Below are 20,074 nucleotides of genomic sequence, written 5' to 3'. Positions count from 1 at the left end.
CGCCAGCGGAGTAAAGTGAAGCCATTTCCCGCAGGCGAAAATACGGAGCAACCATGAAGCAGCAGATCAGTAAAACCGACCGCATCATCATCGACATTGGCCAGCAGATCGTCGGCGGCAAGTACGTACCGGGGGCGGCGCTGCCGTCCGAAGCGGAGTTGTGCGAAGAGTTTGAAACGTCGCGCAATATCATTCGGGAAGTGCTGCGCGCGCTGATGGCCAAGCGGCTGGTGGAGGTCAAACGCTACCGCGGCGCCTTTGTCACCTTGCGCAGCCAGTGGAACTATCTGGATACCGAGGTGCTGAACTGGGTACTGGCGCAGGATTATGACCCACGGCTGATAGCGGCAATGAGCGAAGTGCGCAACCTGGTGGAACCGACCATCGCACGTTGGGCGGCGGAGCGCGCCACCTCCAGCGAACTGGCGGTGATAGAAGCGGCGCTGAACGACATGATTGCCCATCATCAGGAGCGCGAACTGTTTAACGAGGCCGATATTCGCTACCACGAAGCGGTGTTGGCGGCGGTGCACAACCCGGTGTTGCAGCAGCTCAGCGTAGCGATCAGTTCATTGCAGCGTGCGGTGTTTGATCGCACCTATATGCCGGACGAAGACAACATGCCGCGTACTCTGCGCGAGCATCAGGATTTGTATGACGCCATTCGCCATCAGGATGCGGATGCCGCCGAACGGGCGGCGCTCACCATGATCGCCAGCTCGACCAAAAGGTTAAAGGACATGCTATGAGCAACGGCTTTATCGCGATTGACTGGGGTTCCACCAACCTGCGCGCCTGGCGTTATGAAAATGGCGCATGCGTGGACAGCGTGCGCTCCGAGGCCGGCGTTACCCGGCTCGGCGGCCGCACGCCGCAGCAGGTATTCGACGAACTGATGGCGCGCTGGCAACGGCCGCTGCCGGTGGTGATGGCGGGGATGATCGGCAGCAATGCCGGCTGGTTGCAGGCACCTTATCTGCCGTGCCCCTCGCCGCTGACCGGTCTCGCTCGCCAGGCGATCGCGGTAGAGCAGGCGTTGCCGTATCGCGCCTGGATCATTCCGGGCATCTGCGTCAACGGCGAGGATAACTGTAACGTGATGCGCGGTGAAGAGACCCAACTGTTGGGCGCTCATACCGAACTGCCGTCACCGCTGTACGTGATGCCGGGCACCCACAGCAAATGGGTGCAGATGGACGGCGATACGCTGGTGGACTTTCGCACCGTAATGACCGGCGAGCTGCACCACCTGCTGCTAAGCCAGTCGCTGATTGGCGTTGGACTCGGCGAACAACGGCCCGATGCGCAGGTGTTTGAGCGCGGGTTGGCGGCAGGGCTTGGCGAGCGCCATCTGGTGAGGCGGCTATTTGAAACCCGCGCCGCTCATCTGCTGGGAAAACTGGAAAAAAGCGCGGTCAGCGATTGGCTGTCCGGTTTGCTGATTGGCAACGAAGTGGCGCAAATGCAGCAGCAATATCCGCTGGCGGCGCATACCGCGTTAACGGTGATCGGTAATCCGACGCTGGCGCAACGCTACGGCCGGGCGTTCGACATGGCGGGCATACGCTATCGCACGCTGGATGGCGACCGCGCTTTTCAAACTGGGATCAGGAGCATTGCCAATGAGCTGGAAGACTGAATTGCCGTTGATTGCCATTCTGCGTGGCATTACGCCGCCGGAAGCCGGCGCTCACATACAGACGTTGCTGGACGCCGGTTTCGACGCGATCGAAATTCCGCTGAACTCGCCAGAATGGGCGGTCAGCATTGGCGAAGCGGTAAGGAACTTCGGCGAGGGTGCACTGATCGGCGCAGGCACCGTATTGCAGGTGCCACAGGTGGAACAGCTGGCCGCGCTGGGAAGCAAACTGGTGGTGACGCCGAATACCCAACCGGCGGTGATTCGCCGGGCGGTAGCGCTTGGCATGACGGTCTGCGCCGGTTGCGCCACCGCCACTGAAGCGTTCAACGCGCTGGATGCCGGCGCGCAGGCGTTGAAAATCTTCCCGTCGCTGTCGTTTGGCCCGGATTACATCAAAGCGTTGAAAGCCGTGCTGCCGCCACAGGTGCCGGTTTTCGCCGTCGGCGGCATTACGCCGGAAAATCTGCATCAGTATTTGGCCGCCGGTTGCGTTGGTGCTGGGTTGGGCAGCGATCTGTACCGCGCCGGCCAGCCGTTGGAACGCACTGCGCAGCAGGCCGCCGCTTTCGTTCGAGCCTATAAGGAAGCCACACGATGAAAATAACCAAACTGACCACCTATCGGCTGCCGCCGCGCTGGATGTTCCTGAAAGTTGAAACCGACGAGGGCATTGTCGGCTGGGGCGAGCCGGTGATTGAAGGGCGGGCACGCAGCGTCGAAGCGGCGGTGCACGAGCTTGCCGAATATGTGGTCGGGCAGGATCCGGCGCGTATCAATGATATTTGGCAAACGCTGTATCGCGGCGGATTTTATCGCGGCGGGCCGATACTGATGAGCGCGATTGCCGGTATCGATCAGGCGCTGTGGGATATCAAGGGCAAGGCGCTGGGGGTGCCGGTGTATCAGCTGCTGGGTGGCCTGGTACGCGATAAAATCAAGGCCTACAGCTGGGTTGGCGGCGATCGCCCTGCCGAGGTGATTGCCGGCATTGAGAAACTGACGCAGATTGGCTTCGATACCTTCAAGCTCAACGGCTGTGAAGAGATGGGCATCATCGACAATTCACGCAAAATCGACGCGGCGGTGGCGGTGGTGGCGCAGATCCGCGAAGCGTTTGGCAACAAGATCGAATTTGGCCTGGATTTCCACGGTCGGGTCGATGCGCCGATGGCCAGGGTATTAATCAAAGAGCTGGAGCCGTACCGCCCGCTGTTTATCGAGGAGCCGGTATTGGCCGAGCAGGCGGAATACTATCCGCGGCTGGCGGCGCAAACGCATATTCCCATTGCTGCCGGTGAGCGGATGTATTCGCGCTTTGATTTTAAACGGGTGCTGGCCGACGGTGGCTTGGCCATTATTCAGCCGGACCTGTCTCACGCCGGCGGCATTACCGAATGCTTCAAGATTGCCGCGATGGCGGAATCGTACGACGTGGCATTGGCGCCGCACTGCCCGCTGGGGCCGATTGCGCTTGCCGCCTGTCTGCACGTGGATTTCGTCTCCCGCAACGCGGTGTTCCAGGAGCAAAGCATGGGTATTCACTACAACCAGGGCGCCGAGCTGCTGGATTACGTACTCAACCAGGATGATTTCGCCATGGCTGATGGCCACTTCTATCCGCCAAGCAAGCCGGGATTGGGGGTGGAAATCAACGAAGAGCTGGTGATTGAGCGCAGCAAGCAGGCTGCCGACTGGCGCAACCCGGTGTGGCGCTATCCCGACGGCGCGGTGGCCGAGTGGTAAACCCGGCTTAACCGATAATAATTAAATTTACTCAATAGCTTTACCTCGACAGCGCCCGGCTGAGGTTTCGCCGTGGCTGGGCGCCCACCTGCAAATAATTAGCGTGAGGGTAAGTGATGAATAACGATCTGTACTCCTCAACCATAAAAAAAATGAACCTCAGAATCATTCCTTTTATTATGATTCTTTATCTAATTGCCTATATCGATCGCTCAAATATATCGGTGGCGGCATTACAGATGAATGCCGATCTGGCGATGACGGCAGAAATGTACGGTATCGCCGCCGGAATATTTTATATTTCCTATATTATTTTTGAAGTGCCCAGCAATGTGATATTAACCCGCGTCGGTGCAAAACTGTGGATCGCGCGGATTATGGTCAGTTGGGGCATCATTGCCGCCGGCATGAGCCTGGTGCAAACGCCGACGCAGCTTTACGTGATGCGCTTTCTGCTCGGCGTGGCGGAAGCCGGCTTTACGCCCGGCATTATCTATTACCTCTCCTGCTGGTACCCGCGCAGCGACCGGGCACGCGCCATGTCGTTGTTTTATATCGGCGCGGCGCTGGCGTCGGTGATTGGTCTGCCCATTTCCGGTTCGATTCTCAATCTGCACGGTTTCTTTGGCGTCGACGGCTGGCGTTGGCTGTTCCTGCTGGAAGGCATCCCGGCGGTGGCGCTGGGCATCGTGGTGTACTTCTATCTGGATGATGCGCCGGAACAGGCGCGCTGGCTGAGTGCAGAACAACGCTGCTGGCTGGCCAACCGCCTGGCTGACGAAAGCGCGCAGTCCGCCATCGGTCACCAACACGGCTGGCGTACCGCCTTGAAAAGCCGGCGGGTATGGGCGTTGAGCCTGTTATGGCTATTGCAGGCGTTCGGCACCATCGGCATTACGCTGTTCCTGCCGCTGATCGTCAAGGGAGTGGTGGCCGAACAAAGCAATTTCATGGTCGGCGTGCTGTCTGCGGTGCCGTTCCTGTTTGCCTGCATTTTTATGTATCTGAACGGCCGCCATTCCGATCTGCGCAAAGAGCGCGCCTGGCATCTCGGCTTGCCATTGATAGCCGCCGGCGGCTTGCTGCTGCTGGCAATCTACAGCCAGAACCTGCTGTTGGCGTATGGCCTGCTGGTGCTGACCGTCGGCCTTAACTGGGCGATTACGCCGATCTTCTGGGCGGTGACTACCGAAACCGTCGCTGGCGTAGCCGGTGCCGCCTCGATTGCCCTGATCAATGCGGTGGCCAATATTGCCGGATTGGTATTTCCACCGGTGATGGGGCGAATAAAAGACGTGACCCACAGTTATGACAGCGCGCTGATTATTGTCGCACTGGCGTTAATTATTGGCGGCGTTATTGGCCTGAAAATAGGTCGGCAAACGCCACAGTCTGTCAGACAACCACCAATAAAAGTGCTACCAGACCGATAACCCCTACCCGGCGAAATACGACCCTACAGAGATATTTCGCCGTTATTAAAATCCGAAAAATAACGGAATAACAATAATGGAAATGACATTGACCGCAACACCTAAAACAAAACGGCGTTACCTGACGTTATTAATGATATTTGTCACCGTGGTGATTTGTTATGTCGACCGCGCCAACCTGGCGGTGGCATCGGCGCATATTCAGGAAGAGTTTGGCATCAGCAAGGCGCAAATGGGCTATATCTTTTCCGCTTTTGCCTGGACCTATACGCTGTGCCAAATCCCCGGCGGCTGGTTCCTCGATCGCGTCGGTTCCCGGCTGACCTACTTTATCGCCATCATGGGCTGGTCCATCGCCACGCTGTTGCAGGGCTTCGCCAATGGCTTGAGCGCGCTGATTGGCCTGCGCGCCATCACCGGGTTGTTCGAGGCACCGGCCTTCCCGACCAATAACCGCATCGTGACCAGCTGGTTCCCGGAGCAGGAACGTGCCTCGGCGGTGGGCTTTTATACCTCCGGTCAATTTGTCGGCCTGGCATTCCTGACCCCGTTGCTGATTTGGGTGCAGGAAGTGCTGAGCTGGCACTGGGTATTTATCATCACTGGCGGGGTGGGCATCGTCTGGGCGTTGGTGTGGCACCTGGTTTATCAGCCGCCGCGTAACAGCAAAGGCGTGAACCGCGCCGAACTGGAATACATCCAGGCCGGCGGTGGCATGGTGGACGGCGACGTCGCCAGCGAGAAGAAAGCCCGGGTAACCCTGACCGCCGCCGACTGGAAGCTGGTGTTCCACCGCAAGCTGCTTGGCGTGTATCTGGGCCAGTTCGCCATTACCTCGACGCTGTGGTTCTTCCTGACCTGGTTCCCGAACTATCTGACGCAGGAAAAGCACATTGCGGCGCTGACCGCCGGCTTTATGACCACCGTGCCGTTCCTGGCGGCGTTCTTCGGCGTGCTGCTGTCCGGTTTTGTCGCCGATCGCCTGTTGCGCAGCGGCAAGTCGATCGGCTTTGCGCGTAAAACGCCGATCATCTGCGGTCTGTTGCTGTCGACCTGCATCATGGGCGCCAATTATACCAACGATCCGCTGTGGATTATGGTGTTGATGGCGCTGGCATTCTTTGGCAACGGTTTCGCGTCGATCACCTGGTCGCTGGTCTCGTCGCTGGCGCCGGTGCGCCTGATTGGCCTGACCGGCGGGGTGTTTAACTTTGTCGGTGGGCTGGGCGGCATTACCGTACCGCTGGTGGTGGGCTATCTGGCGCAGGATTACGGTTTCGCACCGTCGCTGATTTATATTTCGGTGGTGGCGTTGATCGGTGCGCTTTCCTATTTGCTGCTGGTGGGCGATGTGAAACGGGTCGGTTGATCCGGTAAGATGGCGGCTCAATGCCAGCATCTGCGGGGAGCCGCCATGAGCCATCGGGAAACACAGCTGACTTTCGAGCAGCGGAGCCATCAGCTAACCAATATCAACGTCTGGACGCCGTGCAGTCAATGGCTGGCGTATGACGTTCGTCCAAGTGGCGCCTCGTTCACCGGTTTGACGATTGAGCGAGTGAACGTGACCAGCGGCGAGACGCAGGTGATTTACCGCGCCCAGCACGGCGCACACGTCGGCGTTGTTACCGTCAGCCCCGATGCGCCGGCGCGTTATGCGTTCATTCATGGCCCGGAATACCCGGACAGCCATTGGCATTATGATTTTCACCATCGCCGCGGGGTGATCGTCAGCGAACCGGATCGCCAACTGGCGATCACGCTCGACGCGTTGGACATCACTGCGCCTTACACCCCCGGCGCGCTGCGCGGCGGCAGCCACGTGCACGTTTTCAGCCCCGATGGCAGTCGCCTCAGTTTCACCTATAACGACCATGTCATGCACCAGCTCGACCCGGCGCTCGATCTGCGCAACGTGGGGGTAGCGCTGCCGTTGCACGGCGTGAATCCGCCCAAACAGCATCCGCGTGAGTATGACGGCAGCCACTATTGCGTGCTGGTCAGCCAGACCACGCCGCAGCCGCGCGTGGGCAGCGACGACATCAACCGCGCTTATGAAGAGGGCTGGGTGGGGCAAAACGGCTACCTGAAGGAGGATGGCCGCCAACAGCGCTGGGCGCTGGCGTTCATCGGCGATACGCTGGCCGCCGACGGCACAAAACTGCCGGAAGTGTTTATTGTCGATCTGCCGGAAAACGACGCCGATTACGCCAGGGCCGGTGCGCAACCGCTGCAAGGTAGCGAAACCACGCTGCCGGCACCGCCGCAGGGGGTTCGGCAACGACGGCTGACGCAGACCGGCGATCGGCGTTATCCCGGGCTGGCAACGGTGCCGCGCCATTGGCTGCGCAGCTCGCCCGACGGCAGCCAGATTGCCTTTTTGATGAAAGACGACGCTGGCGTCGTGCAGTTATGGTGCGTTTCACCCAACGGCGGCGCACCGCGGCAGATCAGCGTTGGCAAGCATGATATTCAATCGGCATTCAGTTGGCACCCACAGGGCCGGCAGATTGCGTTGGTGTGCGATAACAGCGTGATGCTATGTGACGTCGCCGACGGCGGCATGCATCGCCTGACGCAGCGTAGCCAACGGCCGCCCAGCGGCGACGCGGTGGTGTTTTCCCCCGATGGCACACGGGTGGCGTTTATGCGTGAGGTGGCCGGCTTCAACCAGATATTCGTGGTCGACACCGCACGTCACCCTGGTTGAAGCCATGCTGACGGTTTACGACAGTGGGGCGGGCGAAAGCTGAAGCGGTGACAATGGGGGGAAGCGGGCGGGCCGGATGGCCCGCGGGAATCAATGGGTAACGCTGCCGGATTGGCCTGGGGTACCGCTGGCCGCCAGCCTTTGCTGTTCTTCGTGCAGAATGCGCTCCCTTGGCGAGTCGGCAGTTTTATCGCTGTCGGCACGCAGGTAGTCATAAGGCAGCAACACGGTATCGACCACCGCCGAGAACGGTAAATCCAGCGCCACCAGCGGTTTCATCACCCAACCGGTTTCGTCGTCCTTCAGCATGTTCACGCTGCTGCGTGTGCCGGGGTAGTAGCCCTGATCGGGGCCGGTGTGGCTCATAATGCTGGAGCAACCGCTGGTTGCCAACAGCAGACAACTGGCTGCCATTACTTTCATCATCTTCATCATCCCATCCTGAAGGGTGCTGTTCCCCTGAATTTGCTGATTTATCACATCTGACCGATGCGTCAAACGAGCAAAGCGCCGCTCTGTGGCGGTTTTCTCACTGTTCATTGTATGTGATAAAAAAACTTTCGCCGCCTTCAATGGCCATTTTTTTGATCTTGGTCGGTTGAAAATAAAATTGCAAACCCCATTTTATCTACAAGACCAAATTAACAGTTCGCCGTCAGGGAATTGTGGTCTCGCTGCCTGTCCATGATGGAAGGCCTATTTTCAACCTCGCTGAAGTGCCTTAGGAGGCTGTTACATGCGTAATTTCGATCTTTCTCCGTTATACCGTTCCGCTATTGGTTTTGACCGTTTATTTAACGCGTTGGAAGCCGGTCAAAATCAGACTAATGGCTATCCTCCGTATAATGTCGAACTGGTAGAGGAAAACCATTACCGCATCGCCATTGCGGTTGCCGGGTTCGCCGAACAGGAACTGGAAATAACCTCACACGATAACATGCTGATAGTGCGCGGTGCGCATCAGGGTGAGACTGCAGAGAAAACCTTTCTGTATCAGGGTATTGCAGAACGTAACTTTGAACGTAAATTCCAGCTGGCCGAGCACATTCAAATCAAGGGCGCCAAACTGGAAAACGGCCTGCTGTATATCGATATGCAGCGCGTAATACCCGAAACGTTAAAGCCACGGCGTATCGAAATTAAGTAAACATTATTTTTTGGTGCAATAGGCGCCAGTAACCGCTCGTTGCCCGCCGACAGGGGGCAATATATCACCTCTCGCTTCTTGGAAGGAGTTACTATTATGCGTAATTACGATTTATCTCCATTGCTTCGTCAATGGATTGGTTTTGATAAATTAGCTAGCTCGATGGGTGGCCAGGAGCCGCAAGGTTTTCCGCCATACAATATCGAGAAAAGTGACGATAACCATTATCGAATTTCTCTGGCGCTGGCCGGGTTCAAACAAAGCGAACTGGATATCGAAGTCGAAGGCCCGCGCCTGACGGTGCGTGGTAAGCCGACCCCGCCGGAAAAACCGGTGGAATATCTGCATCAGGGGCTGGTGTGCAAAGAGTTCACCCTCAGTTTCACCTTGGCGGAACACCTGAACGTTGCCGAAGCGCAATTTACCAACGGCCTGCTGCACATCGATCTGGTGCGCGACGTACCAGAAGCGCTTCAGCCGCAGCGCATCGCCATCGGCAGTACACCGGGGATTGAAGCCAAATAACCGGCGCTCACACGGCATGCCAATCAACGGGGGAAGTCCAGACGGGCTTCCCCCGTTGTGTTTTGTGCTGCACCCCACAGTCCCCCCGTGGATGCCGGTGTTAAAATCCACACAGGTTCTAATGACTTAATTCGCCCGTCTGGGCCAGCGAATCATAAACTTGTCAAGGAAGTGACCTATGAACGATATCGCCCTAACCGTCAGCATGCTGGCGCTGGTGGCCGTTCTCGGGCTGTGGATAGGCAACTGGAAGGTGTACGGCGTGGGGCTGGGCATTGGTGGGGTGCTGTTCGGCGGAATTATCGTCGGCCATTTCGCGCAACGCTGGCAGTGGGATCTGAATGGCGACATGCTGCATTTCATTCAGGAGTTTGGCCTGATCCTGTTTGTTTACACCATCGGTATTCAGGTCGGGCCGGGGTTCTTTTCGTCGCTGCGCGTCTCGGGATTGCGGCTCAACGGCTTCGCCATTCTGCTGGTGGCGGTCGGCGGCCTGGTGGCGGCGCTGGTGCATAAACTGTTCGCCGTGCCGCTACCGATTATCCTTGGGGTGTTTTCCGGGGCGGTGACCAATACTCCGGCGTTGGGCGCCGGGCAGCAGATCCTGACCGATCTCGGTTCCGATCCGGCGCTGGTGGCGCGCATGGGGATGGGTTACGCGATGGCCTATCCGTTCGGCATCTGCGGCATTCTGCTGGTGATGTGGCTGATACGGCTGTTCTTCCGCATCAATATCGAACGCGAAGCGCAGGCGTTCGACGCCAGTCTGGGTCAGGGGCGCGATCTGCTGCAAACCATGAACGTGGCAGTGCGTAACCCCAACTTGCAGGGGATGGCGATTGGGCAGGTACCGTTGCTGAACGGCGACGATATCATCTGCTCGCGGCTGAAGCGCGGCAATGTATTAATGGTGCCGGCAGCGCAAGAAAAGCTGGAACTGGGCGATTTCCTGCATCTGGTCGGCAAACCCGAGCATCTGGAAAATGCCCGGCTGATCATTGGCGAGCAGGTAGACGTATCGCTGTCCACGCGCGGCACTTCGCTGCAGGTGGTGCGCGCGGTGGTGACCAACGAACAGGTGCTGGGCAAGAAGATTCGCGATTTGAACCTCAAGCAGACCTACGATGTGGTGATTTCGCGGCTTAACCGTTCCGGTGTCGAGCTGGTGGCCGGCAGCAATGTGTCGCTGCAATTCGGCGATATCCTTAACCTGGTTGGCCGACCCGAATCGATTGAGGCGGTGGCGGCGATCGTCGGCAATGCCAGGCAGAAGCTGCAACAGGTGCAAATGCTGCCGGTGTTTATCGGTATTGGGCTGGGGGTGCTGCTTGGATCCATTCCGCTGTTCGTGCCCGGTTTCCCGGCGGCATTGCGCCTGGGGCTGGCCGGCGGTCCGCTGGTGGCGGCGCTGATCCTCGGACGTATCGGCAGCATCGGCAAACTGTATTGGTTTATGCCGCCGAGCGCCAATCTGGCGCTGCGCGAACTGGGCATCGTGCTGTTTTTGGCGGTGGTTGGCCTGAAGTCGGGCGGCAATTTTGTCGATACCCTGTTACATGGCGAAGGCATGGCGTGGATTGGCTACGGGGCGCTGATTACCGCCATCCCGCTGCTGGTGGTCGGCGTGCTGGCTCGCACGCTGGGCAAGATGAACTACCTGACGCTGTCCGGCATGCTGGCCGGTTCAATGACCGATCCGCCGGCGCTGGCGTTCGCCAATAACCTGCACCCAACCTGTGGCGCCGCTGCGCTGTCCTATGCCACGGTCTACCCGCTGGCGATGTTCCTGCGTATTATGTCGCCGCAGCTGCTGGCGGTGCTGTTCTGGGCGCTGTAGCGCGAACGGGCGCGTTACCGCGCCCGTGATAGGGCTAGTTTGTTTCGTTATGCGCGCGCTCGATCTCTTCCGCCAGAATGGCTACGCCGCGCTCAATCTTGTCGGGATCCGGCACGTAGTTCATGCGCATGCATTGGTGGGTATGCGGCCAGTCATGCTCCAGCCCCGGGAAGAAATAGTGCCCCGGTACCATCAGCACGCCGCGTTGTTTCAGACGCTGGTACAGCAGTTCGGTGGTGATCGGCAAATCCTTGAACCACAGCCAGAGGAATATCGCCCCCTCCGGTTTGTGGATCAGGCAGCGCTCTTCCGGCAGATAACGGCGGATAATGCCGATGGTCTGCTCCACCCGCTGCTGATAGAACGGGCGAATCACCTCGTTCGACAGGCGCAGCAGATCGCCACGTTCAATCATCTCGGTGGCAATCGCCGGGCCGATGCTGCCTGGCGACAGGCTGATGATGCCGTTCATATTGGTCAGCGCGCTGATGATCTTCTCGTCGGCAATCACGATACCGCAGCGCGAACCCGGTAGACCGAGCTTGGACAGGCTCATGCACAGGATGATGTTCGGGTTCCACAGCGGCGTGGCGTCACTGAAGATAATCCCCGGGAAGGGGACGCCGTAGGCGTTGTCGATCACCAGCGGGATGTCATGCTGCTGCGCCAGAACGTCGAGTTTCATCAGCTCGTCATCGGTAATGACGTTGCCGGTCGGGTTGGTCGGGCGCGAAACGCAGATCATGCCGATATCGTCGCTGATTTTCAGATGCTCGAAATCCACGTGGTACTTGAACTGGCCTTCCGGCAGCAGTTCGATGTTCGGTTTTGCCGACACGAACAGCCCTTCATCCAGCCCGGCGTCGGCGTAGCCGATATATTCCGGCGCCAACGGGAACAGCACCCGGCGGCGGCTGCCGTCGGCGTAGCGGCCGGCAAACAGGTTGAACAAGTAGAAAAACGCGCTCTGACTGCCATTTGTCAGTGCAATATTCTGTGGTTCGATCTGCCAGCCAAGCTCCTCGCTCAGCATGCCGGACAGCGCTTTGAGCAGCGCATCCTTGCCCTGGGGGCCATCGTAGTTACACAGCGCTTCGGTCAGCTTGCCCTGCTCGAGCAGCGTCTGACACAGCTGTTTGAAGTAGCTCTCCATCTCGGGGATTTGCGCCGGATTACCGCCGCCGAGCATGATGGCACCGGGGGTGCGCAGGCCTTCGTTCAGGTCGTCCATTAAACGGGTAATGCCCGCGTAACGGGTAAATTTGTCGCCGAAAAGTGAAAAATTCATAAATGCAGCAGTAGTGTTTTTAGCAGGTAATCCCCCACCATACCGCCAGACAATTGCCGGCGCAATGCGGCTGATAAAACAGCCACCGGGGTTAAACGTTGCCCGACGGCTGTTTTTAAGCATATTCCACTGAATTACTCTGAGGGGTTGCCGGCCCACACCACCATCACCCGATCGTCCTGATGGCGGCGGCTAAAGCTGTAATAAGCGGCCGTTTGCCGTGATTGCTGCCGGCCAGCGCCGATAGCCGGATGGCGGGCGCGGAATTCGCCCAGTCGTTGCCAGTGCGCCAATAGCGGTGCGCTGGTGGTTGATAATGCCGGCCAGTTCATGTCGGAGCGCGTGCCCTGCAACGGATCGGAACCGGTGGCGCCAAATTGGCGCCCGCTTTCATCGCCATAATAAATTTGCACCGCCCCCGGCGCCAGCAACAGCAGATCGGCGGCGCGCTGTTGCTGTTTCAGGTCACCTTTGGCGTCGCTGTGGAAGAACAGGCGCGTGTCATGGGACGATAGATAGCTCAGCACGTTGAAGCCTTGCAGCTTGTCGGCCATTTGCTGATAGGTGTCATCAATTTTGGCAAAGCAGTCCAGGGCCTGCGCCGCCCGATCCTGAAAGTCAAAATTGATCATCGCGTCAAACCCGTGCTGGTAATAGTCGCTGCGGGTGACGCCGTGACCCCAGGATTCGCCGGTCATCCAGAAGGGGGCATTATCCAGCGCCTGTTGCGGATTGGCGGCTTTCCACTGTGCCAGCGCGTCGCTGGCGCGCTGTTTCAGCAGATCAAAGGTGGCTTTTTCCACGTGTTTGGCGGTATCGACCCGGAAACCGTCGATGCCGTAGTCCCGTACCCATTGACTGAGCCAGTGGCTGAGATAGTCACGTGGCCCGGCGCCGGCAAGGTATTTGGCCGCGGTATCCGGCTTGTGGCGGTAAAACAGCGGCAAACCGCTGTCGCCCTGTGCTTCGGTTTTGATGTCCGGAAGGAATGCCAGCGACATGGTCAGGTCACTGTAGCCCGGGGCATCGTAATCACCGATATCGGTGCGGATCCAGTGCTTGCCCCACCAGTTGGCCCAGCCGTTTTTGTCGCTGAAGTTAATGTAATCATTGAAGCTGTGCCAATTCTGTCCGGCAGCCGGTTGCCAGTCGCCCCAGCGTTTGCCGAGGGTTTTTTCGATCTGCTCGCCCTGCAGGTAGAGCGAGCCGAAGTGGAATTGCTGCATATCGGCCAGCGTGGCGTAGCCGGCGTGGTTGACCACCACGTCGAACAGCACGCGAATGCCGCGTCGGTGTGCCTGTTCCACCAGGTGGCGCAGATCTTGCTCGCTGCCCATATTGGCGTCCAGTCGGGTCCAGTCCAGCGTGTAGTAGCCGTGATAGGCGTAATGGGGGAAATCCCCTTTGCTGCCGCCGCCGACCCAACCGTGGATTTGCTCCAGCGGTGAACTGATCCACAGCGCATTGACCCCTAGCCGTTGCAGATAATCCAGTTTTTGCGTCAGCCCGGCCAGGTCGCCGCCGTGGAAGGTGCCGATCTCCTGCATGCCGTCGCTGCGCCGGCCGTAGCTATGATCGTTGCCGGGGTCGCCATTGGCGAAGCGATCGGTCAGCACGAAGTACAGCGTGGCGTTGTGCCAGCTAAACGGCGCGGCGCGGTCGGTGGTCGCCGCTTCCAGCAGCATGATGCCACCGCCGTTGGCGGCGGGTTGCAACCTGACTTTACCGTGGGTGACGGTGGCGGTTTGGCCGGAATAAAAGTCACGCACCGTTTCACCTTCGGCGAAGGTGCCGTCGACCTCGACGGTCAGCGGCTGGCCGTCCCAGCGCTGGCAGCTGCGACTGACTGCCGCTGCGGGGGGTGTCGGCGCTTCGATACCCAGTTGCAGGGTCGGCGTACCGCTGCGGGTATCAATGCGCACCTGGTAGTTGCCGTCGCGAAAGCGCCGCCAGTTTACCGGCGGTTGTGCGGCGCACGGCTGCAGCGACAGGGTCTGGTTGAGTTTAACGCTGTCGGTCGGCTGCCAGCATTGGCTGTCCTGAAACAGTTGCAGCGGCTGTTGGCCCTTCTGCAAGGTCGCCTGGCTGGTGAAGACGCCGCTGGTGGCTTCGCTGAAGGACGGGAAATTTTGCAGCGTCCAGGCGGCGAAGGCCGCAGGTGACAGCAGCAAAAGGGGGAGGATCAGGCGTTTCATGGCTCTCCTTACGCACGGTAGGAAGCGTGGTCAGACTCGGGTCGTCTTCAGTGTGCCGCGGGTGGGGAAAAACGCCTCATCCCGCCGTGGGAATTTAAGGGAGGAGGGCGCAGGGGGATAGCCGAAGGTGGGCGTAGGTAGGGCAGGACGGGCAGCCTGCCGTAGCAGGCCGCCGGGCGACGTTTATTTTTGCAATACCTGCGGGTTTACGCAGTTTTCTTTCACCGTGCCGGTCAGTGCGGCGATCAGGTTGTCGACGGCGCATTCGGCCATGCCGTAGCGGGTTTCGTGCGTCGCGGAGCCGATGTGCGGTACCGCCACCACGTTGGACAGTGTCAACAGCGGCGAGGACACCGGTAACGGTTCCTGTTCAAACACGTCCAGACCGGCGGCGTGGATAGTGCCGTTTTGCAGCGCTTCAATCAGCGCGGCTTCATCCACTACCGGGCCACGGCCGGCATTGATCAGGATGCCGCTTTTCTTCATTTTTGCCAGCTGGTCACGGCCGATCAGATGGAACGTCTGTTCGGTCAGCGGCAGCGTAATGCAGACGAAATCCGCCTCCGCCAGCAGGGTGTCCAGATCGCAGTGGCGCGCACCAAAGCGTTTTTCCGCTTCATCATGCGGGCGGCGGGCGTTGTAGAGGATCGGCATGCCGAAGCCAAAGTGGGCGCGCTGCGCCAGTGCCAGGCCGATGCGCCCCATGCCGATCACGCCGAGGGTTTTGTGGTGAACGTCGACGCCGAACCAGTCCGGGCCGATACTGCCTTGCCATTTGCCGGCCTTGACCCGTTCGGCCAGCTCGACCACCCGACGGGCGGTGGCCAGCACCAGCGTCATGATGGTGTCGGCTACCGTTTCGGTCAGTACGGTGGGCGTATGCATCAACACCACGTTACGGGCGTTGAGCGCATCGACATCGAAATTGTCGTAACCGACGGAAATCGTTGACGCCGCTCGCAGTTTTGGCGCCTGTTGCAAGAATGCATCATCAATGGTTTCACTGGCCCCGATGATCCCTTCGGCCTGTTGCAGCGCCTGCTTCAGCGCGTCGCCATGCTCCGGCCCCAGGCCGTCAAAGGCATGCACGGTGAAATGCTGCTCCAGACGCTCGCGCAGCGCGGCGGGGATGCTCTTGTACAACACGATAGAAGGCTTCATTACTGACTCCAGGCTGTTTTTAAAACGCTAAGTATACACACCCGGCTTCAGGCCAGCTGCGGATGGGTTTCGTTACGTGCCGGCTTGACCACCAGCGTCAGTACTACCGCGGCCACCAGCGCAATCGCCATGAACATGTACGATGCCGCCGGGGTGCCGGTAGCGCCGTTCAGATAGCCAACGAACCAGGAACCAAAGAACGATCCCAGTGCCCCCATGCTGTTGATCAACGCCATGGCGCCGCCGGCGACGTTCTTCGGCAGCATCTCAGGAATAATGGCAAAGAACGGGCCGTAAGGTGCGTACATTGCCGCACCGGCAACCACCAGCAGCGCGTAGGAAACCCAGAAGTGATCGGCGCCCACCGCATAAGAACCAAAGAAGGCCAGTGCGCCGATCAGCAGCAGCGGCCAGACGAACAGTTTGCGGTTTTGCATTTTATCCGAGGCCCACGACACCACGATCATCGCAATGGTCGCCGCCAGATAAGGCACCGCAGACAGCCAGCCGGCTTCGACCATGCCCATTTGCATGCCGCTGCGCAGAATCGACGGCAGCCACAGTACGAAGCCGTACACGCCGATGCTCCAGGCGAAGTACTGCATGCACAGCAGGATCACGTTGCGCGAGCGGAAGGCTTCGCCGTAGTTGCGTACCGCCTTGATGCCCTTTTGCTCTTCCGCCAGTTGGTCTTGCAGCGCCTGTTTCTCTTCGGCGTTCAACCAGCCGACCTGCGACGGCTTATCTTTTACCAGCACCCACCAGCAGAACGCCCACAGCACCGCCGGTATGCCTTCGATGATGAACATTTCCCGCCAGCCGAAGGCGTGGATCAGATAGCCGGACACCACCGACATCCACAGTACCGTCACCGGGTTGCCGAGGATCAGGAAGGTGTTGGCGCGTGAGCGTTCGGATTTGGTAAACCAGTTACTGATGTAGATCAGCATCGCCGGCATTACCGCCGCTTCCACCACGCCCAGAATGAAGCGGATCGCCGCCAGCATCGGGATATTGCTGACCACGCCGGTCAGTGAGGCGCAGCCGCCCCACAGGATCAGGCACCAGAAAATCAGTTTCTTGACGCTGCGGCGTTCGGCATAAATGGCGCCAGGGATCTGGAAGAAAAAGTACCCCAGGAAAAACAGCGCGCCCAGCAGCGATGACATGCCTTTGGTGATGCCGAGGTCGTCATTGATGCCGGCGGCCGAGGCAAAGCTGAAGTTGGCGCGGTCAAGATAGGCCAGGCTGTAGGTGATAAACACGATGGGCATGATGTACCACCAGCGTTTAGCCGCAACGGTTGCTTTGTTCATGTTCATAATCCTCAGTGGTGTCGAGTGCTCTTCCGCTGCCGTCTGGTTGTAGGGCCAGAGATGGTTGCAGTCAGGGAGGGCGTAAAACCTGTCGAGCTGAAAGATCAGCCGATTGTTATTCCGCCAGCGCTGCGCGGGTTGGCAGCCCTTCGCTGTCGCCGATGGCCTGGATCGCCAGCGAGCCGATTTTATTGCCGCGCTGCACCGCCTGTTTCAGCGTTTTGCCTTCCAGCAGGGCGCTGAGTGTCCCGACGGCGAAGCCGTCTCCCGCACCAACGGTATCCACCACGTTGCTGACTTTAATTGCCGGCACCGTCGCCTGGTCACCGGCGGCGGTTTTAAACCAGGCGCCGTCCGGGCCGGTTTTAATGATTACCGCCTGCACGCCGCGTTCCAGATAGAAATCGGCGATGCCTTCCGGCGTCGACTGGCCGGTCAGGATTTGCCCTTCTTTCAGACCCGGCAGCACCCAGTCGGCAGCGAACGCCAGTTTGTTAAGCTGTTCGATCATCACCTGCTGGCTGGACCACAGCACCGGGCGCAGGTTGGGATCGAACGAAATGGTCTTGCCCATGGCGCGCATTTCACGCGCGGCAAAATGGCTCAGTTCCAGCGACTGGCCGGACAATGCGGCCGCGACGCCGCTGAGGTGCAAATGACGCGCCGCGCCGAAGTAATCACGATCGAAATCGACGGTGGAAAGGTGGCTGGCCGCCGAGCCTTTGCGGAAGTATTCCACGATGGGATCGGTTCCATCGTTGGTTTTGGATTTGATTTGAAAGCCGGTCGGGTAGTGGCCATCAACCGTCACCTGCTGATAGTTGATGCCTTCCTTTTGCAACTGTTGCAGCGTGAAGCGGCCGAACGCGTCGTTGCCGACGCGACTGACCCAGCCAACGTTCAGCCCGAGACGCGCCAGGCCGATCGCCACGTTCAGCTCCGCACCGGCGATGCGTTTGGTGAAGTGTTCGACCGCGGCCAGATCGCCGGTTTCTGCTGCGACGAACATCGCCATCGCCTCGCCCAATGTCACCACGTCCAGCGTGGCGTTGCGTTCTGCTGTTACTGTCGTCATGCCCTTTACTCCGCGCGTAAAAGATTAACGTATTGCCGGGTTACCGCCTCCAGCGAATCGCCCTGCAACGGGAATTCGATACCGCGCGGCACGTCCTGCGGCAGAGCCGCCAGCAGCGTACGCCAGCTGCCGTCGGTATCGTCCAGGGCGACCGCCCGCCAGCCGCGTGGACCCTGGGTTGCCGCCTTGACGTGTACATAGCCAACGTGACGCGCCAACCACTCTGCGGCGGCCAGTGGATCCTGGCCAACCCAGTGCCAGTTGGCCATATCGAAGGTCATGCTGACCGGCAAATGGTTGTCTTCAGCGGCGTGGAAGAAGGCGTTCAGCAGCGACAGGATGCCGCAATCGGCGGTCTGGTCGTTTTCCACCACCAGCTTCACCGGATGCTGTTCCAGCGCCACCTTCAGTTCGGTAAAGTCAAAGCCTGGCTGGTAATGGCCGAGGGACAGCTTGAGCTGACGGGCCTTGAGCGCCTGTGCTTCCGCCAGCAGCGCCGGCAGATTGGGGTTTAACTGATGTTGCGGGGTGAACAGCGCCTCAGGGGCGGAGTAAACGGCAAACAGCTGCTGCTGTTCGATGGCCTGCGCCAGTTGCGGCAGCGCGTCCAGTTCTTCGGGGGTAAACAATTCGCGGCGGATCTCCACGCCGTCGGCACCCGCTTCGGCAATCAGTGCCAGCAAGGCAGCCTGACCGCCACGTTGGCGGACGGTATCCGTGCCGTAGGCACCGGTCACAATCACGATCTCTTTTTTCATTTTTTTGCTCCTGAGGTGGTGAAATCTCCACCGCTGCTGTTACAAACACGTTAAATGGAACCGGTTCCATGTTAAAGCGATAGAATGTAAAAATATGATCGCAATCACGTCAATGAGCAAAAAATAGCCGCGTTCAGCGCGCGGCGCGGCGTGCCGCCAACCGGCAGCGGGGGAAAACGTCCGTAAGATGCTTTTGTCGAGGGGATTAGCGGGTGGTAGAACCGCGCACGATTAACTCGCCGGGAAACGCCTGTTCGTTGATGGGCGCATCCATGCCTTGAATGCGTTGTACCAGCTGTTCCAGCGCCGCATGCCCCATCTGATAGGTAGGTTGTTTCAGGGTGGTAATGCCAACGCCAGCCAGTTCGGCCCAGTCCAGCTCGTCGAAGCCGAGCAGGCCGATGTCGCTGCCCCAGTGAATGCCGAGCCGACGCATGGCGCGCGCGACCTGTAGCGTCAACGCGCCGTTGGCCGACAGTACCGCTTTGCGCATGCCGCGGTGACGTTTATTGAAATCGTCCAGCACCTGCTCGAGGCGTTGTGCGTCGTTGAGCGGCGTTTCCGCCTGTTCGGCCACCAGATCGGCATGCGCCGACATCACCTGACGAAACGCATACAGCCGTTCCAGACGAGTATTGACTGAACCGATGGGTTCACTGAGAAAGATTATCGCTTCAAAGCCCTGCTGCAACAGATGTTCGGTGGCAACGGTGGCGGCCTCGTGGTTATCCAGTCCCACCACGTCACAGGCGAAATCGGGGATTTTGCGGTCGATCAGCACCATCGGCAGCTGGGACTGTTGCAGCGTCGACAGGGCTTCTTCCCGCATGCCGACGGCGTTGACCACGATCCCTTCGACCCGATAACTGCTAAGCAGTTGCAGGTAGTGTTGTTCCTGATTGACTTCGTTATTGGTGTTACACACCAGCAGGGTAAAACCGTGCTGACGGCAGGCGGCTTCGATGCCGCGCATTACGTCGACGGAATAGGGATTGGTGATATCGGCGATGATCAGGCCGATCAGCCGGGTCTGGCCGCCCTTCAGGCTGCGCGCCATCTGACTTGGGCGATAGTCCAGCTGTTGAATGGCCTGCTCGATACGCTGTTTGAGATGGTCGGAAAGCAGATGCTGTTCACCATTCAAATAGCGTGACACGCTGGTCTTGCCGGTGTTTGCGGTCTTGGCAACGTCACTGATGGTGGCGCGCCCGGAAGCACGCGAGGCTTTCACACTGCTCACAGCC

At 59.2% G+C, this 20,074-nt stretch carries 18 protein-coding genes; 10 read left to right on the top strand and 8 right to left on the bottom strand.

Annotated elements, in window-relative coordinates:
* Positions 1-53: 53 nt before the first annotated feature.
* The 7 genes from AC2AXP_RS13705 (at position 54) to AC2AXP_RS13675 (ending at position 7,528) form a co-directional block, all read left to right on the top strand.
* A complete protein-coding gene (locus tag AC2AXP_RS13705; RefSeq protein WP_004957001.1) occupies positions 54-749 on the top strand; it encodes a FadR/GntR family transcriptional regulator in 696 nt (231 codons plus the stop codon).
* Positions 746-1,639, top strand: a complete 894-nt coding sequence (locus AC2AXP_RS13700; RefSeq protein ID WP_484381757.1) for a 2-dehydro-3-deoxygalactonokinase — start codon at positions 746-748, stop codon at positions 1,637-1,639. Before AC2AXP_RS13705 ends, AC2AXP_RS13700 begins: the two co-directional genes overlap by 4 nt.
* Positions 1,623-2,240: a 2-dehydro-3-deoxy-6-phosphogalactonate aldolase gene (locus tag AC2AXP_RS13695; protein ID WP_004957005.1), complete on the top strand. Its 618-nt coding sequence runs from the start codon at positions 1,623-1,625 to the stop codon at positions 2,238-2,240. Before AC2AXP_RS13700 ends, AC2AXP_RS13695 begins: the two co-directional genes overlap by 17 nt.
* Positions 2,237-3,385 carry a galactonate dehydratase gene (gene dgoD, locus AC2AXP_RS13690; protein WP_004957008.1) on the top strand — a complete coding sequence of 383 codons (1,149 nt, stop codon included), beginning with the start codon at positions 2,237-2,239 and terminating at the stop codon, positions 3,383-3,385. Before AC2AXP_RS13695 ends, dgoD begins: the two co-directional genes overlap by 4 nt.
* 116 nt (positions 3,386-3,501) lie before the next feature.
* Positions 3,502-4,818 (top strand): MFS transporter, encoded by a 1,317-nt coding sequence (locus AC2AXP_RS13685; RefSeq protein WP_484381756.1) that lies wholly within the window; start codon positions 3,502-3,504, stop codon positions 4,816-4,818.
* A gap of 76 nt (positions 4,819-4,894) precedes the next feature.
* On the top strand, positions 4,895-6,187 hold the full coding sequence (locus AC2AXP_RS13680) for an MFS transporter (protein ID WP_039991478.1): 1,293 nt from the start codon (positions 4,895-4,897) through the stop codon (positions 6,185-6,187).
* A 45-nt stretch (positions 6,188-6,232) separates the two neighbouring features.
* A complete protein-coding gene (locus AC2AXP_RS13675; RefSeq protein WP_198773556.1) occupies positions 6,233-7,528 on the top strand; it encodes a YidR family protein in 1,296 nt (431 codons plus the stop codon).
* Positions 7,529-7,618: 90 nt separating this feature from the next.
* On the opposite strand, the gene AC2AXP_RS13670 is transcribed toward AC2AXP_RS13675, so the two are convergent.
* Entirely contained in the window at positions 7,619-7,960 is a 342-nt protein-coding gene (locus tag AC2AXP_RS13670; RefSeq protein WP_039991480.1) for a YceK/YidQ family lipoprotein, read from the bottom strand.
* Positions 7,961-8,264: 304 nt separating this feature from the next.
* Here AC2AXP_RS13670 and ibpA point away from each other — a divergent pair, with 304 nt between their 5' ends.
* The 3 genes from ibpA to AC2AXP_RS13655 all read left to right on the top strand — a co-directional run bounded on the left by ibpA (position 8,265) and on the right by AC2AXP_RS13655 (position 11,037).
* Positions 8,265-8,675, top strand: a complete 411-nt coding sequence (ibpA, locus tag AC2AXP_RS13665) for a small heat shock chaperone IbpA (protein ID WP_004957020.1) — start codon at positions 8,265-8,267, stop codon at positions 8,673-8,675.
* A 96-nt stretch (positions 8,676-8,771) separates the two neighbouring features.
* Positions 8,772-9,200 (top strand): small heat shock chaperone IbpB, encoded by a 429-nt coding sequence (ibpB, locus tag AC2AXP_RS13660; protein WP_039991482.1) that lies wholly within the window; start codon positions 8,772-8,774, stop codon positions 9,198-9,200.
* Between the two features lie 178 nt (positions 9,201-9,378).
* Positions 9,379-11,037 carry a putative transporter gene (locus tag AC2AXP_RS13655; RefSeq protein WP_004957023.1) on the top strand — a complete coding sequence of 553 codons (1,659 nt, stop codon included), beginning with the start codon at positions 9,379-9,381 and terminating at the stop codon, positions 11,035-11,037.
* Between the two features lie 34 nt (positions 11,038-11,071).
* On the opposite strand, the gene AC2AXP_RS13650 is transcribed toward AC2AXP_RS13655, so the two are convergent.
* From AC2AXP_RS13650 to AC2AXP_RS13620, 7 genes are all read right to left on the bottom strand, one after another.
* The gene (locus AC2AXP_RS13650; RefSeq protein WP_004957025.1) at positions 11,072-12,325 is read right to left on the bottom strand and encodes a valine--pyruvate transaminase; all 1,254 of its coding nucleotides are present in this window, start codon (positions 12,323-12,325) and stop codon (positions 11,072-11,074) included.
* A gap of 134 nt (positions 12,326-12,459) precedes the next feature.
* Positions 12,460-14,520: an alpha-amylase gene (locus AC2AXP_RS13645; RefSeq protein ID WP_102991046.1), complete on the bottom strand. Its 2,061-nt coding sequence runs from the start codon at positions 14,518-14,520 to the stop codon at positions 12,460-12,462.
* 183 nt (positions 14,521-14,703) lie between these two features.
* Complete coding sequence (ghrB, locus tag AC2AXP_RS13640) at positions 14,704-15,681, bottom strand: glyoxylate/hydroxypyruvate reductase GhrB (protein WP_004957031.1); 978 nt, start codon at positions 15,679-15,681, stop codon at positions 14,704-14,706.
* Positions 15,682-15,728: 47 nt separating this feature from the next.
* Positions 15,729-16,997, bottom strand: coding sequence for an MFS transporter (locus AC2AXP_RS13635; protein WP_039991483.1), 1,269 nt, complete (start codon positions 16,995-16,997; stop codon positions 15,729-15,731).
* Positions 16,998-17,112: 115 nt separating this feature from the next.
* A complete protein-coding gene (locus AC2AXP_RS13630) occupies positions 17,113-18,072 on the bottom strand; it encodes a sugar kinase (RefSeq protein ID WP_004957036.1) in 960 nt (319 codons plus the stop codon).
* 5 nt (positions 18,073-18,077) lie between these two features.
* Positions 18,078-18,830, bottom strand: coding sequence for a sugar phosphate isomerase/epimerase family protein (locus tag AC2AXP_RS13625; RefSeq protein WP_484381755.1), 753 nt, complete (start codon positions 18,828-18,830; stop codon positions 18,078-18,080).
* Positions 18,831-19,035: 205 nt separating this feature from the next.
* Complete coding sequence (locus tag AC2AXP_RS13620) at positions 19,036-20,070, bottom strand: LacI family DNA-binding transcriptional regulator (RefSeq protein ID WP_039991485.1); 1,035 nt, start codon at positions 20,068-20,070, stop codon at positions 19,036-19,038.
* Positions 20,071-20,074 lie beyond the last annotated feature (4 nt).

It is taken from the genome of Serratia sp. Sp408 (assembly GCF_057180665.1).
This window is presented reverse-complemented; position numbering and strand designations above follow the sequence as displayed.

Bases quoted from the DNA above. Each gene is read 5' to 3' on its own strand.
- AC2AXP_RS13675 (WP_198773556.1), top strand. From the start codon at position 6,233: ATGAGCCATCGGGAAACACAGCTGACTTTCGAGCAGCGGAGCCATCAG.
- AC2AXP_RS13705 (WP_004957001.1), top strand. From the start codon at position 54: ATGAAGCAGCAGATCAGTAAAACCGACCGCATCATCATCGACATTGGC.
- AC2AXP_RS13645 (WP_102991046.1), bottom strand. From the start codon at position 14,520: ATGAAACGCCTGATCCTCCCCCTTTTGCTGCTGTCACCTGCGGCCTTC.
- AC2AXP_RS13635 (WP_039991483.1), bottom strand. From the start codon at position 16,997: ATGAACAAAGCAACCGTTGCGGCTAAACGCTGGTGGTACATCATGCCC.
- AC2AXP_RS13625 (WP_484381755.1), bottom strand. From the start codon at position 18,830: ATGAAAAAAGAGATCGTGATTGTGACCGGTGCCTACGGCACGGATACC.
- AC2AXP_RS13680 (WP_039991478.1), top strand. From the start codon at position 4,895: ATGGAAATGACATTGACCGCAACACCTAAAACAAAACGGCGTTACCTG.
- ghrB (WP_004957031.1), bottom strand. From the start codon at position 15,681: ATGAAGCCTTCTATCGTGTTGTACAAGAGCATCCCCGCCGCGCTGCGC.
- AC2AXP_RS13685 (WP_484381756.1), top strand. From the start codon at position 3,502: ATGAATAACGATCTGTACTCCTCAACCATAAAAAAAATGAACCTCAGA.
- AC2AXP_RS13630 (WP_004957036.1), bottom strand. From the start codon at position 18,072: ATGACGACAGTAACAGCAGAACGCAACGCCACGCTGGACGTGGTGACA.
- ibpA (WP_004957020.1), top strand. From the start codon at position 8,265: ATGCGTAATTTCGATCTTTCTCCGTTATACCGTTCCGCTATTGGTTTT.
- dgoD (WP_004957008.1), top strand. From the start codon at position 2,237: ATGAAAATAACCAAACTGACCACCTATCGGCTGCCGCCGCGCTGGATG.
- AC2AXP_RS13650 (WP_004957025.1), bottom strand. From the start codon at position 12,325: ATGAATTTTTCACTTTTCGGCGACAAATTTACCCGTTACGCGGGCATT.
- AC2AXP_RS13695 (WP_004957005.1), top strand. From the start codon at position 1,623: ATGAGCTGGAAGACTGAATTGCCGTTGATTGCCATTCTGCGTGGCATT.
- AC2AXP_RS13700 (WP_484381757.1), top strand. From the start codon at position 746: ATGAGCAACGGCTTTATCGCGATTGACTGGGGTTCCACCAACCTGCGC.
- AC2AXP_RS13670 (WP_039991480.1), bottom strand. From the start codon at position 7,960: ATGAAGATGATGAAAGTAATGGCAGCCAGTTGTCTGCTGTTGGCAACC.
- ibpB (WP_039991482.1), top strand. From the start codon at position 8,772: ATGCGTAATTACGATTTATCTCCATTGCTTCGTCAATGGATTGGTTTT.
- AC2AXP_RS13655 (WP_004957023.1), top strand. From the start codon at position 9,379: ATGAACGATATCGCCCTAACCGTCAGCATGCTGGCGCTGGTGGCCGTT.